This is a genomic window from Sphingomonas sp. jy18 (genome assembly GCF_056931895.1).
On sequence record NZ_JBXPBT010000005.1, the window covers coordinates 134,036 to 155,690 of the forward strand.

Here is a 21,655-nt window from a genome sequence, read left to right on the forward strand (position 1 = left end):
CTGGATTGCTTTGCTGCGCTCGCAATGACGATGTTGGAGTTTCGATTTGTGGACTTCGACCGACGCGACATCCTCGGGAGCGTTCCCGCCGCCGGCCTTGGCCTGCTCGTCGGCACCCCGGCCTTCGCCCAAGGCTCCCGCGCGACATCCTCGCTCGATCCGCATGGCGACATGGTCTGGCCGCGTGGCATCGAGGGGCAGCGGCGGGCCGACCTTGGCGATGGGCGTTTTCTCAATCCCATCCTGGCCGGCGATCGACCCGATCCATCGATCCTGCGGCGCGGAGACGACTATTTCCTCACCTTCTCGAGCTTCGATGCCTATCCGGGCCTGCTGATCTGGCACAGCCGCGATCTGGTCAACTGGACGCCGCGCAAGGCCGCGCTCACCACCCCGATAGGATCGGTCTGGGCACCCGACCTGACCTGGCACGACGGCCGCTTCTATTGCTATATTCCGGCGCGCACGCCGAGCTACCGTTCGATTTACGTCATCCACGCCGAGCATATCGACGGGCCATGGTCGGAGCCGGTCGACCTGCATCTCAATGCGCATATCGATCCATGCCATGTCGCCGACAGCGATGGCACGCGCTGGCTGTTCCTGTCCGGCGGAGACCGGGTCCGCCTCAGCACCGACGGCCTCTCGACGGCAGGGCCGGTCGAGCATGTCTACGACCCGTGGCGGTATCCGGAGGAATGGGTGGTCGAGACCTTCGCGCCCGAGGGGCCGAAGATCATGCGGCGCGGTGCGTGGTGGTATATGACGACGGCGGTGGGCGGGACCGCCGGGCCGCCGATCGGGCACATGGTGATCATGGCGCGCAGCCGCACCCTCGCCGGGCCGTGGGAGGATGCGCCGAACAATCCGCAGATCCGCACGCAGAGTGCGCGCGAGAAATGGTGGTCGCGCGGCCATGCGACGCCGTTCGAGGGGCCGGACGGGCGCTGGTGGATGATCTACCATGGCTATGAGAATGGCTATTGGACGCTGGGCCGCCAGACGCTGCTCGAGCCGGTGGAATGGACCGGGGACGGCTGGCTGAGGCCGCAGGGCGGCGACTTGTCCGCGCCGCTGGCCAAGCCGCTGGAGCTGGGCGCGCAGCCGCACGGCATGGCGCTGTCCGATGATTTCTCGACCGACCGGTTCGGTGAGACCTGGGCCTTCTACGATCCGGGTGCGGACGAGCGCGCGCGGGTGCGGCGCGAGGGCGGGGCACTGGTGGTGGCGGGCAAGGGCGGATCGCCCGCCGATTGCTCACCGCTGTGCGTCATTGCCGGAGACCAGAGCTATCGCGTGACCTGCGACATAGAGATAAGCGGCAGGGCGGAGGCGGGCTTGCTGCTGTTCTACAACCGGCGCCTCTATGCCGGGCTCGGCATCGGACCGGGCGGGCTGGTGATGCATCGCTATGGCCTGCAACGCGCGCGCGGCCTGCCGCCGGGCATGGCGGCACCGCCCCGCCGGCTCACCATCCGCCTGACCAACGAGGAGAATATCCTGACCATCCATACGCGTGAGGAAGGCGATGCCGAGTGGCGGAAGTTCGACGTGCAGATGGAGGTCAGCGGCTATCATCATAATGTCGCCTATGATTTCCTGTCGCTGCGACCGGCGCTTTATGCTGCGGGCGAAGGCGAGGCACGCTTTCGCGATTTCCGGTACGAGGCGCTATGAGCGTCGATCGCCGGACAATGATCGCGGGTGCAGCATTGGCAGGGCTCGCCGCCCGCGCTGCCGCGCAGACCCCGCCGCCCGCGACTGGCGGCGCACTGCCCCCCGGCCTGCCCGAACCCGCCGAGACCATCGATCTGTGGCCTGACCGTGCGCCGGGCGCGCCCGCGACGCCGCTGGTCGAAACGGTCACCGAACGCTCCACCGACCCGCAGATCACCGACCGCGCGGTGTTCGGCATAGCCCGCCCGCGCATGACGGTGTTCCGGCCCGACCGGCCCAATGGCGCCGCCGTGCTGGTCACGCCGGGCGGCGGCTATCGATGGGTCGTCATCGACAAGGAAGGTTATGAAATTGCCCGCTGGCTGAGCGCGCGGGGGTTCACCGTGTTCGTGCTCTTCTATCGCCTGCCGGGAGAAGGCTGGGCGGCGGGACCGGATGTGGCGCTGGCCGATGCGCAGCGGGCGATGCGGGTCATCCGCGCGCGGGCGCGTGACTTTGCTGTCGATCCGGCGCGGGTGGCAGCGATGGGTTTTTCCGCCGGCGGGCATGTCTGCGCCGATCTTGCCGCCCGGTTCGATCATCGCATCGGGACGCCGATCGATGCCATCGACAGCCTGTCGGCCCGGCCATTCTGCGCCGCGCCCATCTATCCGGTGATCAGCATGCGTGCCCCGCATGCCCATCCGGGGTCGCGACGCCAGCTGCTGGGCGAGGCGCCCTCGCCAGCACAGGAGGCGGCGCACTCGCCCGACCTCGCCGTTCCTGCCAACGCGCCGCCGCACTTCATCCTCCACGCCGAAGACGACGATGTCGTCCCGGTCGACAATGCCTTGCTGCTGCGGGCGGCCTTGAAGGCGCGTGGCGTGGCGGTCGAAACCCATTTGTTTGCAAGCGGCGGGCATGGCTTCGGCTTGCGCCGGGCGGCGGGCAAGCCGGTCGAGGTCTGGCCCGAGCTGTTTCGCGCCTGGGCGCGGACAGTAGGCCTCGGTTAAGCGGTCAGAAGATCGAGCGTGGCAAGGCCGAGACGCTCGAAATCGGCCCGCGACGCGATCTGCACCGGCGGCAGCGGGTGCAGTGGCGCGGTGGCCAGCGCCTCGAGCAATTCCTGCCTTTGCGCGCCTCCGGGCAGCGCGGCGAGCCAATGCGGGCGGAACAGATGTGGGGTCAGTGCGGCAACCGGGTCTGCCGCCCCGCCTGCGGTTAACCCGGGGAGCAAAATCGCGGCGACGGGCAGGCCGGCGGCTTGCGTCCGATGCGCGGGTTCGGCCAGCCATTTGCCGCGGTCGTCGCGCAGATCGGGGGCAATCGAGCGTGTGGGCAGCCAGGTGGCGGTCGTCGCGTGCAGGCGCATGCCCGGCCGGCCGGGGGCGAGGCGTGCAGACCCATCCGCGCCATGCGGCCAGGCGACGCAAAGATCGTCGGCAACGAACGCTGCTCCCGCTGCGACCATCGCGGCGGCGAGGGTCGACTTGCCTGCGCCGGTGGCGCCGCAGATCAGCACCGCGGCGCCGTCCACCTCGACCGCGCTGGCATGGAGCGGCAGCGCGCCGCGCCAGGCGAGAGTCAGCGCGGCGATGGTCGAATAGAAGACCGTGGGCATCGCGCCGTTCCAGTCCGGGCCGGGCACATAGACTATCTCCCGACCATCGACGATGTCGGCCAGCATCGCGCCGTCCCGGTTGAAGCGGATGCCGTCGGCGTGGATGGTGCTGCGCCGGAACCAGCGCAGCGCACCCGGTCTGGGCGGGGCGGCGTCGCGGCGGCGAACGTCGATGTCCGGCTGCTCTGTCGGAGCAGGGTCCGCAGCAAAATAAGGAAGGGCGATGTCCGACCGCCAGCTGAGGCCAAAGGCACGGTGATGGTGGGCATCCCCGATCACAGCGCCAGCTCCCGATACAGAAGGTTGAGCGTGGCGGCAGCGTCGAGCGGACCGGTGGACAGCTTCAGAATGCGCAGGCGGCTGGCGATCCGGGCGGCGCTGGCGAGGCTCTGCGCGCGATCGGCGACCAGCGCCGGCACCCTGGGGCGATGCCTGGCCTTGAGCAGCGCCTCCAGCGCCGCCACGCCGGTCAGCGGGGCTATGCCGGGCAGATGGGCCGGGTCGCGGTCGAGGATGACCAGCGTGCCGAGCGGGGCCGCACCGCACTGCTTGTCGCTGGCGACCGACACGAAGCGGCGGTCACGAGTGAAATAGCCGCCGGGCAGACCGCAACCGAGCAGCGTCGCGCCGTCTGCATCGAGGCACAGCGAATCGTCAGCGAGCAGTTGCGCCCCGCGGCCGAGCGCTTCGGCCAGCAACGTCGACTTGCCGGCGCCGCTGGGGGCCGAGAGGGCAATGGCCTCGGTCTGGCCCATGGCGATGAAGGCGCTGGCATGCAGCATGTACCCGCCACGCGTCCACATCAGCGCGGGCAGGGCGGTGGCGACCAATAGCGCGCTCACATCGACCTCGTCGGCGGCCGGGTCCGGGGAGATCAGGATGCCCTGGTCGGGCTGGCACAGATAATTTGCGACACCCGGCGGCGTGAACAGCAGGGCAGCGTCGGCATCGGCCGATGGCGGGCGGTAACGATAGGGATCAGCAACGATGCCGGCATCGTCCAGCCGCGCCTCGCCTGCGGTGATGGTCAGCGCTGCACCTTGCGCGTCGGCGTCCGCGATTCTGGCGCCGGGGATGGCGCGATCGCTAGCAAAGCGGAGGCCGAAGGCCTCGACGATGATGGATGGGGCACTACCGGTTGTGCCGGATGCGACCCCTCTGGGCGTGGGCTGATGGTCGGTGGCACCCTGCATGCGCCCAGCGCCTAAGCGAAATTGCGGCAGCGCGCCATGCTTGGCGGCGATGGTCAGGTGGGCGCGCGGTTGGCTTTTAGCTGTGCGATGCCGCGAAAGCGCTTGAGTCCTGCGGCCACTGCGGCGAAATGCAGGCCATGGCCGACGACAAGATCTACCTCTCTGCAAACCAGCTGCTTGAAGACAGCTTCCGCCTCGGCATCCAGGTGCTCGATAGCGGTTTCAGGCCGACGCATCTCGTCGGCATCTGGCGCGGGGGCGCGCCGGTCGGCATCGCGGTGCAGGAATTGCTCGATTATTACGGGGTGCACTGCGACCATATCTCGATCCGCACCTCGTCCTACGAGGGGATCGACAAGCAGGCGGAAGTGCGCGTCTTCGCGCTCGGCTATCTGGTCGATACGCTCAATCCGGAAGACCGGCTGCTGATCATCGACGATGTGTTTGACAGCGGGCGCAGCATCCGTGCCTTCATCGCCGAGCTGAAGGCGCGGTGCCGCAACAACATGCCGCGCGACATCCGCATTGCCACCGTCTACTGGAAGCCGGGACGCAACAAGACCGATTTGCAGCCCGACTATTTCGTCCACTCGACCGAGCAATGGCTGATCTTCCCGCACGAGATAGACGGGCTGAGCATCGAGGAAATCCGCCGTAACAAGCCCGAGGCCGCAGTGATCCTGCGCGACGGTACCGGTGACAAGGAGCAGACCAATGGCTGAGGGTTTTGCATCGTCGGCGGATCGCGCCGCCTTTATCGCCGGCCTGCCCAAGGCGGAGCTGCATCTGCACATCGAAGGTTCGCTGGAGCCCGAACTGATGTTCGCGCTGGCGCAGCGCAACGGCGTCACCATTCCCTTCGCCAGCGTGGAGGAGGTGCGCGCGGCCTATGCCTTCTCCAATCTGCAGGATTTCCTCGACATCTATTATCAGGGGATGGCGGTATTGCTTACCGAGCAGGATTTCCATGACCTGACCGCCGCCTATATCGCGCGCGTCCATGCGGATGGCGTGCGCCATGTCGAGATTTTCTTCGATCCGCAGGGCCATACCGAGCGCGGCGTGCCGTTCGCTACGGTGATCGGTGGCATCACCCGCGCGCTGGACGAGGCGCAGGCGCAACATGGCATCAGTTCCAAACTCATCATGTGCTTCCTGCGCCACCTGTCGGAAGAAGCGGCGGAAGCGACGCTCGATGAGGCGCTGCCCTGGCTTGGCCGCATCGACGGGGTCGGCCTCGATTCATCCGAAGTCGGCCACCCGCCGTCCAAATTCGCCCGCGTCTTTGCCCGCGCCCGCGCACTGGGGCTGAAACTCGTCGCGCACGCCGGGGAGGAAGGCCCGCCCGCCTATGTGCATGAGGCGCTGGACGTGCTGCACGTCGACCGCATCGATCATGGCAATCGCAGCCTTGAGGACAGCGCGCTGGTCGGCCGGCTGGCGACGGAGCAGATGTGCCTGACGGTGTGCCCGCTTTCCAACCACAAGCTGTGCGTGGTCGACGATCTCGCCCATCACCCGCTCAAGACGATGCTCGACGCCGGGCTGCTCGCCACGGTCAATTCGGACGATCCCGCCTATTTTGGCGGATATGTGAATGCCAATTTCATCGGGGTCGCAGACGCGCTGGACCTGTCGAAGGACGACCTGCTGCGTCTCGCGCGCAACAGCTTCACCGGCTCCTTCCTGTCCGACGCCGAACGCGCGCCTCATCTTGCCGCCATCGACGCTTACGCCATGGCGCATTGAACCATGGTTCCGCGTGAACTGATCGCAACCGCCCGCGTGCCGGGCGGGGCAGAGCTGATGCTGTATCGGCGCGGCGGCGATCACATGATCTGCCTCGAGCGCAACGAGCTGATGAGCAGCCGCATGGCCGGTTCGGAGGAAGCGCTGGCGGTGATGAGCGTCGAGCGGCTTGCCGGGCGACCGGCGCCGCACATCCTGATCGGCGGCTATGGCATGGGCTTCACGCTGCGTGCGGCGCTCAAGGCGTTGGGCGGTGATGCGCGGGTGACGGTATCGGAAATCGTGCCGGAGATCATCGAGTGGGCGCGAGGGCCGATGGTCGAGTTGATGGCAGGTTGCCTCGAAGACCGCCGCGTCGAGCTGGTCATGGGCGATGTCGCACAAGTCATCGCTGCCGCGCCGGCGCGTTTTGACGCGATCCTGCTCGATGTCGACAATGGTCCCGATGGCCTCAGCCGCGAAGGCAATGACGGCCTCTATTCGCCCCGCGGCCTCGCGGTCGCGCGGGCGGCGCTGAAGCCCGGCGGAATCCTCGCGGTCTGGTCGGCAGGGCCGGACAAGCTGTTTGCCAAGCGGTTCGCCGGCGCAGGGTTCGCGGTCGAAGAAGTCGGCGTGCGCGCGCGCAGCAACGGCAAGGGGCCGATGCATGTCATCTGGTTCGGCCGGAAGGGCGGTTGACGCTCCCCGTCGCCCCGGACTTGATCCGGGGCGGCTATCGACGTCGCGCACCGGTGCCAGCGACCCCGGATCAAGTCCGGGGTGACGTGTTCCGGATGTAAGCCAGCGCCTCCGCTTCCCCGATCACTTCGGCATATTTGGCCTGCAGGTCGAACAGATTCGCCTCGTGCGGGGCCGGGTGGCGGTCGGCGCAGGCCTCGCGCACCACCAGCGGCACGAAGCCGTATTGCATCGCATCGAGCGCGGAGGCGCGCACGCAGCCGGAGGTGGAATAGCCGGTGATCAGCAGGGTATCGATGCTTGTCGCGTGGAGCGCCTCGGCAAGGCCGGTGCCGAAGAAGGCGCTGGGATATTGCTTGGTGAACACCCGCTCGCCTTCGCGCGGAGTCAGCCCCTCCAGAAAGGCACCGAGCGGCGATCCTTCCACGAACATCTTGAGCACGGGCGCCTTGCGGTAAAACACGCCGCCGTCCGAGCCATCGGGCTTGTACTGCACGTTGGTGAACACCACCGGTGCCCCGGCCGCACGCGCCGCTTCGGCGAGCCGGACAATGCTGTCACGCGCCGCCGCAGCGGTTTCCATGAACAGCGCCGAGCCCTCCGTGAGATAGGCCATCACGACATCGACGATCAGCAGGGCAGGCCTGCTGCCCGGCTGAAGCCGCCCTTCGTACACCCCCGCATAATTGTCGGCTGCCGGGGGGCCACCCATCAGATTATCCCCGCCGCCGCCAGCCGCTCCAGCTCCGCCGCATCCAGCCCGAGCCGTTCCGCAAACACCTCGGCATTGTCCTGCCCGGGCGTGGCGGGCGCGGGTCGGCGGATGGCGCTGGGGGTTTTGGAGAGCTTCGGGAAGGCGTTCTGCATCTTGATGCGCCCGCGGCTCTGCGTCTCGACCTCGACGATCGCCTGACGCGCCTGGAAGTGCGGATCGGCGAGCATTTCCGGCGCGCGATAGACGCGCCCTGCGGGAATCGAATATTCGGTCATCAGCGCATCGACCTCATCCACCGTCAACGTGCCGGTCCATGCATTGACCAGTGCGTCGAGCTCATCCTGATGGATACCGCGCGCGATGTGGGTCGAATAGCGCTCGTCGCTCGCCAGTTCGGGTCGCCCCATCGCCTGGCAAAGCCTTGCGAAGATCGCATCGCCATTGCCGCCGATCATGTAGCTGCCGTCCTTGCAGGTATAGACGTTGGAGGGCGCGATGCCCTTGAGCACCGAGCCCGAGCGTTCGCGGATCACGCCGTTGCGGTCATATTCGGGCACGAGGCCCTCCATCACCTGCAACACCGCCTCGTAAAGCGCGGAATCGACCACCTGCCCCTCGCCGGTTTTCTCGCGGTGGTGGAGCGCCGCAAGCACGCCCATGCAGCCATAGGTGGCGCACAGCGTATCCCCGATGGAAATGCCCATGCGGCTCGGCGGACGGTCGGGCTCGCCGACGATGTAGCGCCAGCCGCCCATCGCCTCGCCGATCCCGCCGAAGCCCGCCCGGTCGGAATAGGGCCCGTCCTGCCCGTAACCCGACATGCGCGCGATGATGAGGCCGGGGTTCACCGCATGGAGCTCAGCAGGCGAAAGGCCCCAGCGTTCCAGCGTGCCGGGCTTGAAATTCTCGATCAGCACATCGGCTTCGGCAATCAGCCGCTTGGCGAGTGCCTGACCTTCGGGCACGCGCAGATTGCAGGTGACCGAGCGCTTGTTGCGTGCGATCACTTCCCACTGCACCTTCTCTTCGCCCTGGCCCCAGTTGCGCATCGGATCGCCCGCGCCCGGCGGCTCGATCTTGACGACGTCGGCACCCATGTCGCCGAGCAGCTGACCGCAGAAGGGCCCAGCGAGAAGCTGGCCCATTTCGACGACCCTGATCCCGTGAAGCGCGCTCATTCGGCGGCCTCCCTGAGCGTTGTCCAGACCGGCTGGCGCGGCGCCGGCAGGCCGGTCTCGGCTTCGCAGCTGGCGCGCAGGGCGTCGATCCCGGGGCCATAGTCGAACAGCGGCAGTGCGGGGCGGGAGGCACGGATGTCCGCGCGGAGTGCCTCGGTCGCGGGCCCGTCGACCGTGCCGTCGGCGGCCGCCACCACGCCATAGGCGCGCGCGCCCTCGACTGTCACCAGCCCCTGCACGATCTCCTTGCCGACCAGCGCCGGGTCGCGCTCCAGCGGATCGCCCCAGCCGCCGCCACCCCAGGTGATGAAGTGGAGCTGGTCGCCCGCCTCCACCTCGACATCCTCCACCTTGTTGCCGACGATGGTCCGGCTGCCGTCCGCTTTCTCGAGGATCTTGCGCGCGCGCTTGCCGGGATGGCCGCCATTGACGCCCCACGGCGGCACGAACCAGCGGTCGTCATGGATGGAGATCGTGCCGGCGCTCAGGAACCGGTAGGTCATGTGGATGCCGTTGCCGCCGCGGTGCAACCCTGCACCGCCGCTGTCGGGCGCGGTCTCGTAACGTTCGATGATCAGCGGGAAATAGCGCTCCAGAAACTCGTTGGGGACGTTGGTGAAGCCCGGCCACAGCGAGTGCCCGTCCGGCCCGTCGCCCATCGGCCGACCGGGAATGCCGCCGAAGCCGATCTGGAACAACTGGAACCATTCGCCCTTCGCGTCATAGCCCGAATAGAACAGGTGCGGGCTGGAGCTGAAACCGGCGGCGTTGAGGAATTCCGGGGTCTTCTGCCCCAGCAATCCGCCCAATATGTCGAAAATCCGCCCGAGCGCATGGGTGCGACCCGACAGGGCTGCGGGGAATTTCGGTTTGAGCAGCGATCCTTCGGGGATGCGCACGTCGATCAGATCGTAGAAGCCGTCGTTGAACAATATCTGCGGATCGAACACCATGATCATGTAGATGCCGAAGAACATCTTGAACATGTTTTCGTTCAAGTAGAAGTTGATCGAGGCTTGGCTCTGCGGGTCGGTTCCGGTGAAATCGAGCACCACCGTGTCGCCCTCGCGCCACATGGTGCATTTGATCTTGTAGGGGCCATAGCCGACGCCGTCGTCGCAGATATAATCCTCGAAGCTGACCGGTTCCTCGCCGATCGCCATGCCGATCAACTGCTTCATCGCGCGATGGTTGCGTGCCAGCAATTCCTGCGTGGCCGAAACATAGACGTCGTCGCCGAACCGTTCCGCCATCTCGATGACGCGGCGTGCCGCGACCCGGCAACTGGCGATCAGCGCGTTGAGATCGGCCTGGCACCAGTCGGGCTTGCGAGTCTGGTGCATGACCAGCTTCATCAGGTCTTCGTTATACTCGCCCTTCTTCCAGATCTTCACCGGCGGGATGCGCACGCCTTCCTCGAAGATCGAGCGCGCCGAGATCGGCATCGACCCGACCACGCGGCCGCCGATATCGCTCTGGTGCCCGAACATTGCGGTATAGGCGATCAGCCGCCCTTCCTTGAACACCGGCAGCAGCACCAGCCAGTCGTTGCTGTGGGAAATCGCACCCTCGACCGAATAGGGATCGGACAGGAAGATCATGTCCCCGTCCTCCAGCGTGCCCTGATAGCCTTTCAGAAAGCCGCCGATGAAGCTGCCGAACTGGCCGACGATCATCCGCCCCTCATGGTCGGCGATCAGCGGAAAGGCATCGCCCTGTTCGCGGATGCCGGGCGACATGGCGGTCCGCACCAGCGTCGCATCCATCTCGATACGGGCGTTGCGCAGCGCATTTTCGATGATGTCGAGCGTCACCGGATCGATGGCAACGCGGGTGAAGGGGGTGGAGTTGGTCTGGACGATAGTGGCAGGCATGTCTCGTCCTCCTCAGGCCAGGTTGATCAGGATGTTGCCGACGGCATCGACCGTGCCGACGCAGCCGCTTTCGATCAGCGTCGTCGAATCCATCTCGATGACGATGGCCGGGCCGGGGATGATGTCTCCCTGTCGCAGTTTCGACCGGTCGTAGATCACCGCCGCCTGCTCGCGCCCGTCCATCCACAGGCTGTGGTCGCGGATCTTGGCGGCGACGGGATTGCCGTCACCCCTGGGCAGTTCCTGCGCGGGCAGATCGAGCGCGCGGCCCACGGCGACGGCGCGCAGGTTCACGATTTCGTGCGGCGTATCCATGGTGAAGGTGAACAGCCGCTCATGCTCGGTATCGAAGCGGTCGAGCAGGCCCTGCACCCCGTCACGCGCCAGCACGTCCGGGGTGATGGTCAGCGGCACCTCGAACGCTTGTCCGGCATAACGGATATCGACCTCGAAGCTGATCTCGATCTCGACATCGGGCACCCCGTCGGACACCAGCTCGGCGCGGGTCTGATCCGCCATGTCGCTCAGGATCGCCTGCAATTCCCCGGCTTCGGCGGTCGAGGCGAGGCGCGAGAAGCTGCGCGCGCTTTCGGTGCGCATCCGCGTCGTCGCGTCGCCCAGCGCGCACAGCACGCCGGGGGAGACCGGCGAGACGGCCGGCCAGCTGCCCATCAGCCGCGCGACCGCATTGACGTGCAGCGGCCCCGCGCCGCCGAAACCCATCAGCGCGAAATGGCGCGGATCATAGCCCTGCTGGACCGAGATCATCCGCAATGCGCCAAACATATTCTCGTTGACGATGTCGATGATGCCGCGCGCCGCCGCCATCAGGTCGATGCCCAGCGCATCGGCGATGGTCTGCACCGCGCGCTTGGCCCCTTCGCGGTCGAGCTGGAACGTGCCGCCGAGCAGGTTTTCCGGCAGATAGCCCAGCACGACATTGGCGTCGGTCACCGTCGGCAACTCGCCGCCCTTGCCGTACGCCACCGGCCCGGGCACCGCCCCCGCCGACTGCGGCCCGACGCGCAGCGCCTTGGTCAGCTCGGGCACATAGGCGATCGATCCGCCGCCCGCGCCGACCGTCTTCACGTCGAGCGCGGAGGCGCGCACCGAGAGATGGCCGACATCAGTGGTGCGCTGCCGGCGCGGCTCCAGATTCTCGATCAGCGCGACGTCGGTGGAGGTGCCGCCGACATCGAGCGTCAGGATATTCTTCAGCCCCGCATTCTTCGCCACCCACAGTGCGCCAGTGACCCCGCCGGCCGGGCCGGACATCAGGATGTTGACCGGATGCTCCTGTGCCTTGCTGGCGGACATCAGCCCGCCGTCGGAGCGCAACAGGGACAGGTGGCCGGTGAAGCGCTGGTCGGCCAGCCGGTCCTTGAGATTCGCGACATAGCGGCCGACCACCGGGCGCACCGCCGCGTTGGCGACGGTGGTCAGGGTGCGCTCATATTCCTGCATCTCCGGCAGCACTTCATGGCTGAGGCTGACGGGGACGCCGGGCAATATCTCTGCCGCCAGATCGCCGATGCGGACCTCATGCGCGCCATTGGCATAAGCGTTGATCAGGCTGACGGTGACCGCTTCGACGCCCTGTGTCTTCAGCGTGGTCAGCGCGGCGCGGGCGCTGGCTTCGTCGAGGGCGCGCACTTCCTTGCCCGCCGAATCCATCCGTCCCTTGACGGTGACGGTATCCTCCAGCGCGGCCAGCGGTTGCGGCTTGGGCCAGATGATCCATGCCGCCAGCCCGCCGGGGACGAAGCTGCGGGCAATCTGCATGATGTCGCGATAGCCCTCGGTCGTCACCAGCCCGACCCGCGCGCCCTTGCCCTCCAGCACCGCATTGGTGGCGACCGTCGTGCCATGCAGGATGGTTTCGATATTGCAGGCGGCGATGCCGGCCTTGTCGCAGATCGCCTGGACGCCGGTCAGTATGCCCTCGCTGCTGTCGTGCGGGGTGGATGGCGTCTTGTGCCGCCAGAAATCGCCGTTGCTCGTGTCGAACAGCAGCCGATCGGTGAAGGTCCCGCCGACATCGACACCCAGACGATAGGCCATCCGTATTTCCCCTATTGTCTCGCCGGACCGACCGGCGACCACCACCCGATTACCTCGAAACCGACTGCCCTGCGACCAGATCAGGGCGATCGGGACTCGAGGCGTTCCCTCTGCTTCACGTCCGGAAAGCCGCCGGCGTGGCCGACCATTCCGGGCATTCTTCTGTCCATCTTTGCGCCCAGCCAGCGGCTGGCGCCGATCAGCGCGTCGAGATCGAGGCCGGTAGAGATGCCGCTGCGCTCGAGCATGTAGGCGACATCCTCGGTCGCGACATTGCCCGCGGCGCCCGGCGCGAACGGACAGCCGCCGAGGCCGCCGAGCGAGGCATCGACGGTGCTGGCGCCGGCCTGTACCGCCGCCCAGACGTTGGCGAGGCCGGTGCCGCGGGTGTTGTGGAAATGCACGCGCACGGGGATGGGCGCGATATGCTCCCGCACTCGGGCGACCAGTCGGCTCACCTTCGCCGGGTCGGCGACGCCGATGGTGTCGGCCAGCGCGATTTCGACGGGATCGGCTTCCGCCAATATCCCGGCCATCGCCACCACCCGGTCTTCTGCGACCTCGCCCTCGAACGGGCAACCGAAGCTGGCGGCAATCGTCGCCTGACCGGTTCTGCCTGCCTCCCGGGCGCGCAGGATCAGTCCCCTCGCCACCGCGACGGACTCGTCGCTGGTCTGGCCCTGGTTGGCCATGGCGAAGCTGTTTGTGGCGACGCAGACCGCGCCCAGCTGGTCGATGCGGCCGGTCTCCAGCGCCCGCTCGGCGCCGCGCCGGTTGAGCACCAGCCCGATGTAGGTGACGTCGTCCCGTCGCGGCAGGCCAGCGCAGACATCGGCCGCGTCGGCCATCTGCGGCACCTTGGCCGGATTGACGAAACTGGTGACCTCGATACGGCGGCTGCCGGCGGCGATGGCCCGCTCGATCAGCGCCAGCTTGTCCGCGGTCGACAGCAGGCGCGCCTCATTCTGCAACCCGTCGCGCGGGCCGACTTCAACCATCTCGATATGTGCGGGCAGGGTCATGGCCTTCAGCATTGCAGGATTGTATACAAAATCAAGGGGCCATCGACGCCCTTACTCGGCAGCGGCGGCAAAGGCCGGCGATGTGCCGCGATGCGCGTCGGCATAGGCGTGGAAGGCGCGGCGAATGTGGGCGACCATCACCGCATGGGCCCATTCGCCGTCGCGCGCGCTGAAGGCCGCGAGCAGTTCATCATGCTCGCGCCAGGATCGGCGGAGATTGTCGATGTCGTAATTGCGGGCGGTGCGCAGGACGACCGGCTGTTCGGTCACCCCGGCCAGCATGGCCGCCAGTCGCGGGGAACTGGCGGCGTCGGAAATGATCGCATGAAACTGGCGGTTAGCTTCCAGAAACGCCGGAATATCTGGTGATGGCGGCGCAATGGCCGCTGCGAGGGCAGCGTTGCAGGCCGCAAGCTCTGCCAGTTGATCCGGGCTAAGGCGCAGTGCCGCGCGCTTGGCGGCCAATGCTTCGAGCATCCCGCGCAGCTCGAACGCGTCCTCGACATCGTCGAGCGACCAGTCGGCGACGAAACTGCGCTGCGATTCGGTGCGGCGGACCAGCGCCTCCGCCTCCAGCCGGCGGAGCGCCTCGCGCACCGGCGTGCGGGAAACCCCGCAGGTTGCGGCAAGCTGGATTTCACCGATCTGCGAGCCGGACGCCAGCTCGCCTGAGAGGATCATCGCGCGGATCTGCGCATAGGCGCGTTCCGATGCCTTTGACATGCCATCTCCAAACCGCTTGACGCGGAGCAATTGTATACAATACACCCTCGGCAACGCAAGGACAGGGGGTGTTCCGGCGATGGGCGGCTTAGAGGGTTTCTCGGGGGCGAAAGCAAGGCGGGTCGACACGGCCCGCCTTGCTGCGTCTTTCGGGGCCATGCCCGACAGCCGTCGCCGTGGCAGCCCGCCCGCCATTGCCGTCAGGCCCGCCCAGCCGAGCTGGCCAATAACCGCCCCACTGTCCCCAGGAGACACGGTCTGACCATGGTCGGGCCGCATCAGGAGTTCGTCATCATGCGCGCCACCAAGATCAGCCTGCTGTCCGCTGCCGCCCTTGCCGCCCTGGCGTCGCTGCCATCGACCGCGCTGGCGCAGGACGCCGATACCGCAGCAGCGTCCGAGGAGGGCGACGAGGAGATCATCGTCACCGCGCGCCGCCAGAGCGAACGGCTGGTCGATGTCCCGGCCTCGGTCACTGTCATCACCGCCGACGTGCTCGCCAACACCGGGGTCAACAGCGCAGACGGTTTCGCGCAGCTCACGCCCGGGGTCACCATCGTCACCGGCACTGCCGAAGCCGGCGACACGCAGATCAACATCCGCGGCATCAACGGCGCGCGCGACGCGGAAAGCTCGGTGGCTTTGGTTGTCGACGGGATCCTCAAGACCAACACCGCCCAGCTCAACCAGGTGCAGGGCACGCTGCGCCAGATCGAAATCCTGAAAGGGCCCCAGGGCGCGATTTACGGGCGCAATGCGGCGGCCGGTGCCATCGTCATCTCGACGATGGAGCCTTCCGACACGCTGACGGGTGGCGGCACGGTGCGCTACGCCAATGAGAACAGCTTCGAAGGTACCGCATACCTGTCAGGCCCGGTGTCGGAGAATGCCGGTTTCGTGCTGTCGGGCTATTACAACACCACCGACGGCTTCTATCGCAACGAGTTTCTCGACCGGAAGGTGGTGGACGATCTGGAGGTCTGGTCGCTCGACGGTCGCTTCATGGCCGAGCTGGGCGACAATACCGAGATCGACCTGAAGGCGCGCTACGCCGATCTGTCGGGCGCGTCGATCAACTTCAACTCGGTGTTTCACGTGCCGGCCTTCGCCGGGGTCAATCCGGCCTTTTACGAGGACGTCAACGACCACCGCTTTCGCTATTACAGCAACATCCGCCCGACCAACGACCAGACCAGCTTCGACGCCTCGATCAAGATCGACCATGATTTCGGCAGCGTGGCGCTGACCGCCTGGGCGCTCTATTCGAACGTCGAGCAGGAGCTGACCGCCGACGGGACCAGCGCCGACTTCGCGCGCTACATCACCGCGGCGCTGCCCTCCGGCAATGCGGCGGTGGCGCAGTGCGCGGCATCGACGCTGGCCAACGCCCGCTACCCGGTCAACGCGCCCGGGGCGATCGGAACCAGCCCGGTGCCATTCATCTTCAATCCGGCCACCGGTTCGACCTTCGGCGCTTATTCGCCGACCACCTGCGACGGCACCCAGCTGCAGATCCGCGAGCAGGAAGACTTCAGTGGCGAAGTCCGGCTCGCCTCGCAGGGGGATGGGCCGCTGCAATGGCAGGCCGGTCTCTATTATCTGCACATCAACCGCGACACCGGCGTCAGCCTCGGCGCCGATCTGGGGCAGGGGGTCAGCCGCGCGCTGTACAATGCGCCGGGCAGTTCCAACCCGACTTCGCTGCTGCTGGCCGATGCCTTCACAACCAACGTCTATGCCGCGTTCGGCTCGTTCGATTATGCCGTATCGGACAGCATCGATGTCGGCGTCGCGCTGCGCTACGACATCGAGGACCGCAGCAGCCGCAGCCGGGTGCCGACGGCGACAGACCCCTTCACCGGCGGACCGATCAACCCCGGCCAGGCCTTTGGCGCGCTGACCCCGCAATCGGCCACCTACCGCCAGCTCCAGCCCAAGATCGAGCTGAGCTGGGAGCCCGCGCCGAACACCAACATCTACGCCAACTGGGGCATCGGCTTCAAATCCGGCGGCTTCAACAACCAGGGCTCGGCCGCGATCATCGCCGCCAACAACGCCTTCGTCGGATCGACGGTTCTGATCACCGACCAGTATGACAAGGAAGTGTCGAGCGCGTTCGAAGTCGGCATCAAAGGGTCGCTGTTCGACAACCGCGTCACCTTCGATCTCGCCGCCTATCACACCGACATCGACGACATGCAGTTCTTCGAATTCTTCGTCGGCAGCTTCGGCCTGTTGCGCGTTGTCTCCAACATCGACGAGGTGCGGGTGCAGGGCGTCGAGCTCAACACCAGCGTGCGCATCGTCGAGGGCTGGCGGTTGTTCGGTTCGGTCAACGTCACCGACAGCGAAATCAGGGCCAATGCCTCGCGTCCGTCCACGGTCGGCAATGAATCGCCCTACACCGCCGATTACACGATCAACCTCGGCACGCAGATCGATTTCCCGATGAACGACAGCCTCGATTTCACGCTGCGCGCCGATTATCGGATTACCGGCCCGACCTGGTTCCACACCTTCCAGAACCAGGAATCGCCGACCCTGTTCAGCGGCCTGTTGCCCATCTCCGCGCTGGCACTGCCGGCGGTCGTCGGCAATGCCCGCTACGATGTCGCCGAGCGCGAGGCGTTCGGCGTGCTCAACATGCGCGTGGGCATCGAAGGGGAAAACTGGGGCCTGGCCGTGTTCGCCGAGAATCTGCTCGATCGCCGCTATCTCAACGAGGTCATCCCGGCGATCGAATTCGGCGGCAGCTTCGCGTCGCCCGGTGCGCGCCGTCTGATCGGTGCCGAGGCGCGCTTCAACTTCTGAGGCAGCGGGCTGGCGCCGCGCCAGTCGTTACGCGCGGGGCTCGCCGGTTCGGGCAGGGGATGGCAGCATGGGGCAGGGCGCAGGCGCTCTGCCCCATGGCGCTAGGATATCAGTTGCCGCTGATCAGATCGCCGAGCTGGCCGAGCGCGGAGCCTTCGCCACGGTTCTGGCCGCCACGGCTGCCGGCTGCTGCTAGCATGCGCCCGGCGAGACGCGAGAAGGGCAGCGACTGCACCCAGACTTTGCCGGGGCCGCGCAGCCGCGCGAAGAACACGCCTTCGCCGCCGAAGATCATGCTCTTGACGCCGCCAGCCGTGACCAGGTCGAAATCGACCGAGGGGGTATAGGCGGCGAGGCACCCGGTATCGATGTGGATTTCCTCGCCCGGGCCGAGCGTGCGTTCGACAATGGTGCCGCCCATCTGCACGAACACCATGCCATCGCCCTCCAGCTTCTGCATGATGAAGCCTTCGCCGCCGAACAGGCCGGTCATCACCTTGCGCTGGAAGGCGATACCGATGGCGACACCCTTGGCGGCTGCGAGGAAGCTGTCCTTCTGGCAAATCAGCGTGCCGCCGACGTCGCGCAGCCGGATCGGCAGGATGACGCCGGGGACGGGCGCCGAGAAGGCGACACGGGCCTTGCCGGTGCCATTGTGGGTGAAGACGGTGGTGAACAGGCTTTCGCCCGTGACCAGCCGCTTGCCGGCGCCGAGCAGCTTGCCCATGAAGCCACCGCCGCCCTGATCGCTGCCGTCGCCGAACACGGTGGTCATGCCGACGCTCGCATCCTTCCACACCATCGCGCCAGCCTCGGCAACGGCGCTTTCGCCCGGATCGAGCTCGATCTCGACAAACTGCAGTTCCTGGCCCTTGATCTCGAAATCGACGTCGTCGTTCATCTTTTTGTCTCCGAAGCGGCAAATTGGAAAAGCGGCCCGCCCAGCATCGTTGCGCCGGGCGGGCCAGAGGATAGCGGCAATTTGTTACGGTGTCTCGGTCACCTGAACGGTGGCAGATGCCGTGCCGCCGCCGAAGGTGCCGACCCACACGTCATATGTGCCGCTCTGCGGGTTGCGGAAAATGACCTGCGCGTCGCCGTCACCGAAGCTGTCGTCATCACAATACCAGCGGCCGTCCGGGCCGTTGATGATGAGGGTGGTGTCTGCCGAGGAGATCGAGCGGAAGGCGAGCGGGAATCCGCCGGCGCGATAGGTGACCTCTACGTCGGGGGCGTCGCTGATCATGCCGGTGCAGGCCCCGGGCAGGGCATAAAAAAACAGCCTTTAGCCTTTGGGGCAGTCTAGGTCGTGAACCCATTAACGGCGAAGCCCGGACCGTATATGGTTCATAGACGATTGGACCGGGGGACATTCGGTGGACGGTGGATGTGAGGTGTGTCGAACGGATGCGCCTGCGGACAAGAAGTGGCAGGCACTCGCGACGGTGGCAGTTCGTTCTGACGGGCCGACCTTTTTGAAGCGCTGCGGATCGTGCGGCACCCTGTGGCACGAGACTTTGCGCGATATGCGCGCTGTGAACCGAGAGCAGGCAGAGGCGCTTTATCCGGACTCTCCCCTCGCTGAATGATGCTTCCATTTCGTGGGTTGGTCTGATTCAGCACCGGCATGAGCCGATATGACCTAACCGACTTCGAGTGGCGCGTGATCGAACCGCTTCTGCCCAACAAGCCCAGGGGCGTGCCGCGCGTTGACGATCGCCGCGTGCTGAACGGTATTTTTTGGGTGCTTCGATCCGGTGCGCCGTGGCGCGATTTGCCGGAACGTTATGGCCCGCGCACCACCTGCTACAACCGCTTCGTGCGATGGCGGAAGGCCGGGGTGTGGGACCGGATGATGGACGCCATCACTGCCGCACATGATGGCGACATCCAGATGATCGACAGCACTTCCGTTTGCGCTCATCAGCAGGCCGCGACGGCAAAAAGGGGGATCGAGATCATTGTCTCGGTCGCTCCCGAGGCGGGCTCACGACCAAAATCCATGCGGTCGTCGACGGGCAAGGCCTCCCCATCCGGCTGAGCCTTACCGCCGGGCAAAGCCATGACGGCAAAGCCGCTGACGATCTGCTCGATCATGTCGGCGCCGGAACAATCGTGCTGGCGGACAAGGCATACGATGCCGACCGCATCCGTGCGTCTCTCCGCGACAAAAGAGCGTTTGCCAACATACCGCCAAAGGCCAATCGGAGGTCGAAACCATACTTCAGCACTTGGCTCTACCGCGAGCGGAACCTGATCGAGCGCTTCTTCTCCAAGCTCAAGCACTTCCGCAGGGTCGCCACCCGCTACGACAAGCTGGCCGAAAACTTCCTCGCTATGATCCAGTTGGCATCAATGCGTCTGTGGCTTCGCGTTTATGAGTCTACGGCCTAGCTCTCTTAACCGGCCCTAGCACATGACGAACGAACTAGGCTTAAAAGCACTGTTGATTGCCGGGACGGTAGGGTGGGCATTTCACTTCGTAACCGAAAATCTCAAGTATGACGTCGAACATTGTTTCCTCCCAGATTAACTTAACGTCCAGAGCGTTACAAGACGCAGACAATGATTTCAACGTTGTTTTGCGGGTTGAGGTCGATTTTTCGCCTGTTTGTTATGACTAGCAAGAGCGCATTCGGATGTCCACGGTGATCCAAGGTTTTAATTGTCGCTTGCAGGCATGTTTGTCTCCCGAAACAGGTTCTTTACCCACTGCTGCGACACGGCGAGCTTTGCATCGCGTATGCGCTTCACGCTCGACAAGGTGCCGGGCACGGGCCTTGGCATCATTTCGACCTTGCAGGTCGACAACTATCTGCTGCTGGTCAACGGCTCGCTCGTCGCCGGCGAAGGGCGGATGGCGCCGGGCAATCAAAGCTTTCACGGTCAGAAGACCTATCTGACCCGTATTCCGGCCGGGCTGCTGCGCAGTGGCGAGAATGTGCTGACGTACGTCACGATACGGGACGGCTTCCCCTATACCGACATCTATCCGCCGATCATTGCGGAATATGACAGCCTCGATCGCTATTCGGCGCGGCGCCTGTGGGTGATGGGCAGTTTTCCCCTCTACAGCGGGCTGGTGCTGTCGATGCTCTGGCTGGTGGCGGCCATCATGACGGCGCGCTCGGACGATCGGCGGTTCGCGGGGTGGCTGAGCCTGCTGTGCGCCGCTTTCGCGGCCAATGCTCTGTACGGTGTGATGCTCGATCCGCCCTTCGGTGGATGGGCGCGAATGCTCGTCTTTTTCGTCGTGAACCTGGCGGTGCCGACGGCGGTGCTGGGATTCGTCGATACTTGGACCGGGCGACCGCTACGCTGGCTGGGGGCAGGCATCGCCGCACTGTACGGGACGGCAATGGCAGTGATAGCCGGTCTGCTGTTCGGGACGGCGATGCCAGGCGCCTATGACAATCCCGCGCTGCTGTGGAGCTGGTATCATCTGCTGTTCGCGGTTGCGACGCTGCTGCGGATCCTGTGGCACTTTGTGAGCGTGCACGAAGAGCGGATCGCCGAATATGCGATCCTGTCGGTACTCGCCACTGCCGGGTTCATCGACGGATTGAGCCTGTTCTTCCCCGATCAAAGATGGATGGAAGGCAATCTGCTGCATGCGGCGCCTTTCTTCATGCTGGCGATGGTGGTGGCGTTTCTCGCCCGCAACATCCGCCTGTTCCGGTCTCAGGAGGCGATTGCCGACCTGCTGCGCGCCCAGGTGCAAAAGCGTGAGGCCGAACTCGCCGAGGCGCACGCGCGCGAGCGCCAGTTGGTGCGTGCCGCCGCGCATGACGATGAGCGGCGGCGGATCATGCGCGACCTGCACGACGGGCTGGGCAGCCAGCTGATGTCGATGCTGCTGGCCGCACGTGTCGGCGTGGCCGAGCCGGCGCAGGTCGCCGAGGGCCTGCAGGCGGTGGTCGACGAGATGCGGCTGATGGTCGATTCGATGGATTCCGTGGGGGAATCGCTCGGCACCGCGCTGCTCACCTTTCGCCAGCGGGTCGAGCCGCGCGTGATCGCGGCGGGTGTGCAGTTCGACTGGGACAATCGCCTGGCGCGCGAGCTGCCCGGTTACGGGCCGCGCGACGTGCTGCAACTGTTCCGCATCATGCAGGAAGCGGTGACCAACGCGCTCAAACATGCCGGAGCCAGCCGCATCGCCGTGACCATAGGCGAAGACGCCGAGGCCGGCAGCCTGCACCTGCGCATCGCGGATGACGGGTGCGGCATGGCGAAAGTCGACGGCGCGGGACGTGGGCTCACCAACATGCGCAGCCGTGCAGAGACACTGGGTGGTTCGCTCCAGGTCGGTGCCGGTGACGGGACCGGTACGGCTGTGACCCTGTCCTTGCCGCCGCGGCCGGCATGACCATG

General features: G+C 66.0%; 18 protein-coding genes. 8 read left to right on the forward strand and 10 right to left on the reverse strand.

What is annotated here, in order from left to right; all coding sequences use genetic code 11:
* Positions 1 to 30: 30 nt before the first annotated feature.
* Positions 31 to 1,677 carry a family 43 glycosylhydrolase gene (locus AC0QC4_RS13440; protein WP_483660466.1) on the forward strand — a complete coding sequence of 549 codons (1,647 nt, stop codon included), beginning with the start codon at positions 31 to 33 and terminating at the stop codon, positions 1,675 to 1,677.
* Entirely contained in the window at positions 1,674 to 2,669 is a 996-nt protein-coding gene (locus AC0QC4_RS13445) for an alpha/beta hydrolase (RefSeq protein WP_483660424.1), read from the forward strand. The genes AC0QC4_RS13440 and AC0QC4_RS13445 overlap by 4 nt, the downstream gene beginning before the upstream one ends.
* On the opposite strand, the gene AC0QC4_RS13450 is transcribed toward AC0QC4_RS13445, so the two are convergent.
* Positions 2,666 to 3,556, reverse strand: coding sequence for a hypothetical protein (locus tag AC0QC4_RS13450; protein ID WP_483660425.1), 891 nt, complete (start codon positions 3,554 to 3,556; stop codon positions 2,666 to 2,668). The genes AC0QC4_RS13445 and AC0QC4_RS13450 overlap by 4 nt on opposite strands.
* Positions 3,553 to 4,470, reverse strand: a complete 918-nt coding sequence (locus tag AC0QC4_RS13455; RefSeq protein WP_483660426.1) for a hypothetical protein — start codon at positions 4,468 to 4,470, stop codon at positions 3,553 to 3,555. The genes AC0QC4_RS13450 and AC0QC4_RS13455 overlap by 4 nt, the downstream gene beginning before the upstream one ends.
* A gap of 137 nt (positions 4,471 to 4,607) precedes the next feature.
* On the opposite strand from AC0QC4_RS13455, the gene AC0QC4_RS13460 reads away from it, so the two are divergent.
* Genes AC0QC4_RS13460 through AC0QC4_RS13470 form a run of 3 tightly spaced genes read left to right on the forward strand, consistent with a single transcriptional unit; the run spans position 4,608 to position 6,897 of the window.
* Positions 4,608 to 5,192 (forward strand): phosphoribosyltransferase, encoded by a 585-nt coding sequence (locus AC0QC4_RS13460; RefSeq protein ID WP_483660427.1) that lies wholly within the window; start codon positions 4,608 to 4,610, stop codon positions 5,190 to 5,192.
* Positions 5,185 to 6,219 (forward strand): adenosine deaminase, encoded by a 1,035-nt coding sequence (locus AC0QC4_RS13465; protein WP_483660428.1) that lies wholly within the window; start codon positions 5,185 to 5,187, stop codon positions 6,217 to 6,219. Before AC0QC4_RS13460 ends, AC0QC4_RS13465 begins: the two co-directional genes overlap by 8 nt.
* 3 nt (positions 6,220 to 6,222) lie before the next feature.
* The gene (locus AC0QC4_RS13470; protein ID WP_483660429.1) at positions 6,223 to 6,897 is read left to right on the forward strand and encodes a spermidine synthase; all 675 of its coding nucleotides are present in this window, start codon (positions 6,223 to 6,225) and stop codon (positions 6,895 to 6,897) included.
* Between the two features lie 70 nt (positions 6,898 to 6,967).
* Here AC0QC4_RS13470 and AC0QC4_RS13475 read toward each other — a convergent pair whose 3' ends face one another.
* From AC0QC4_RS13475 to AC0QC4_RS13500, 6 genes are all read right to left on the reverse strand, one after another.
* On the reverse strand, positions 6,968 to 7,609 hold the full coding sequence (locus AC0QC4_RS13475) for an isochorismatase family protein (RefSeq protein ID WP_483660430.1): 642 nt from the start codon (positions 7,607 to 7,609) through the stop codon (positions 6,968 to 6,970).
* Positions 7,609 to 8,790, reverse strand: coding sequence for a CaiB/BaiF CoA transferase family protein (locus AC0QC4_RS13480; protein WP_483660431.1), 1,182 nt, complete (start codon positions 8,788 to 8,790; stop codon positions 7,609 to 7,611). Before AC0QC4_RS13480 ends, AC0QC4_RS13475 begins: the two co-directional genes overlap by 1 nt.
* Complete coding sequence (locus AC0QC4_RS13485; RefSeq protein ID WP_483660432.1) at positions 8,787 to 10,664, reverse strand: hydantoinase B/oxoprolinase family protein; 1,878 nt, start codon at positions 10,662 to 10,664, stop codon at positions 8,787 to 8,789. The genes AC0QC4_RS13480 and AC0QC4_RS13485 overlap by 4 nt, the downstream gene beginning before the upstream one ends.
* Positions 10,665 to 10,676: 12 nt before the next feature.
* Positions 10,677 to 12,725 (reverse strand): hydantoinase/oxoprolinase family protein, encoded by a 2,049-nt coding sequence (locus AC0QC4_RS13490; RefSeq protein WP_483660433.1) that lies wholly within the window; start codon positions 12,723 to 12,725, stop codon positions 10,677 to 10,679.
* An 80-nt stretch (positions 12,726 to 12,805) separates the two neighbouring features.
* Complete coding sequence (locus tag AC0QC4_RS13495; RefSeq protein ID WP_483660434.1) at positions 12,806 to 13,747, reverse strand: hydroxymethylglutaryl-CoA lyase; 942 nt, start codon at positions 13,745 to 13,747, stop codon at positions 12,806 to 12,808.
* 51 nt (positions 13,748 to 13,798) lie between these two features.
* A complete protein-coding gene (locus tag AC0QC4_RS13500; RefSeq protein ID WP_483660435.1) occupies positions 13,799 to 14,470 on the reverse strand; it encodes a GntR family transcriptional regulator in 672 nt (223 codons plus the stop codon).
* Between the two features lie 264 nt (positions 14,471 to 14,734).
* On the opposite strand from AC0QC4_RS13500, the gene AC0QC4_RS13505 reads away from it, so the two are divergent.
* On the forward strand, positions 14,735 to 17,281 hold the full coding sequence (locus tag AC0QC4_RS13505; RefSeq protein ID WP_483660436.1) for a TonB-dependent receptor: 2,547 nt from the start codon (positions 14,735 to 14,737) through the stop codon (positions 17,279 to 17,281).
* Between the two features lie 109 nt (positions 17,282 to 17,390).
* Here AC0QC4_RS13505 and AC0QC4_RS13510 read toward each other — a convergent pair whose 3' ends face one another.
* On the reverse strand, positions 17,391 to 18,182 hold the full coding sequence (locus AC0QC4_RS13510) for an AIM24 family protein (protein WP_483660437.1): 792 nt from the start codon (positions 18,180 to 18,182) through the stop codon (positions 17,391 to 17,393).
* 84 nt (positions 18,183 to 18,266) lie between these two features.
* Positions 18,267 to 18,527, reverse strand: coding sequence for a hypothetical protein (locus tag AC0QC4_RS13515; RefSeq protein ID WP_483660438.1), 261 nt, complete (start codon positions 18,525 to 18,527; stop codon positions 18,267 to 18,269).
* A gap of 381 nt (positions 18,528 to 18,908) precedes the next feature.
* On the opposite strand from AC0QC4_RS13515, the gene AC0QC4_RS13520 reads away from it, so the two are divergent.
* A protein-coding gene (locus tag AC0QC4_RS13520) for an IS5 family transposase (RefSeq protein ID WP_483660439.1) occupies positions 18,909 to 19,675 on the forward strand; the annotation gives its coding sequence in 2 pieces (ribosomal slippage) (positions 18,909 to 19,221 and positions 19,221 to 19,675; 768 coding nt in all).
* A 349-nt stretch (positions 19,676 to 20,024) separates the two neighbouring features.
* Positions 20,025 to 21,650 (forward strand): sensor histidine kinase, encoded by a 1,626-nt coding sequence (locus tag AC0QC4_RS13525; RefSeq protein WP_483660440.1) that lies wholly within the window; start codon positions 20,025 to 20,027, stop codon positions 21,648 to 21,650.
* Positions 21,651 to 21,655: the final 5 nt, after the last annotated feature.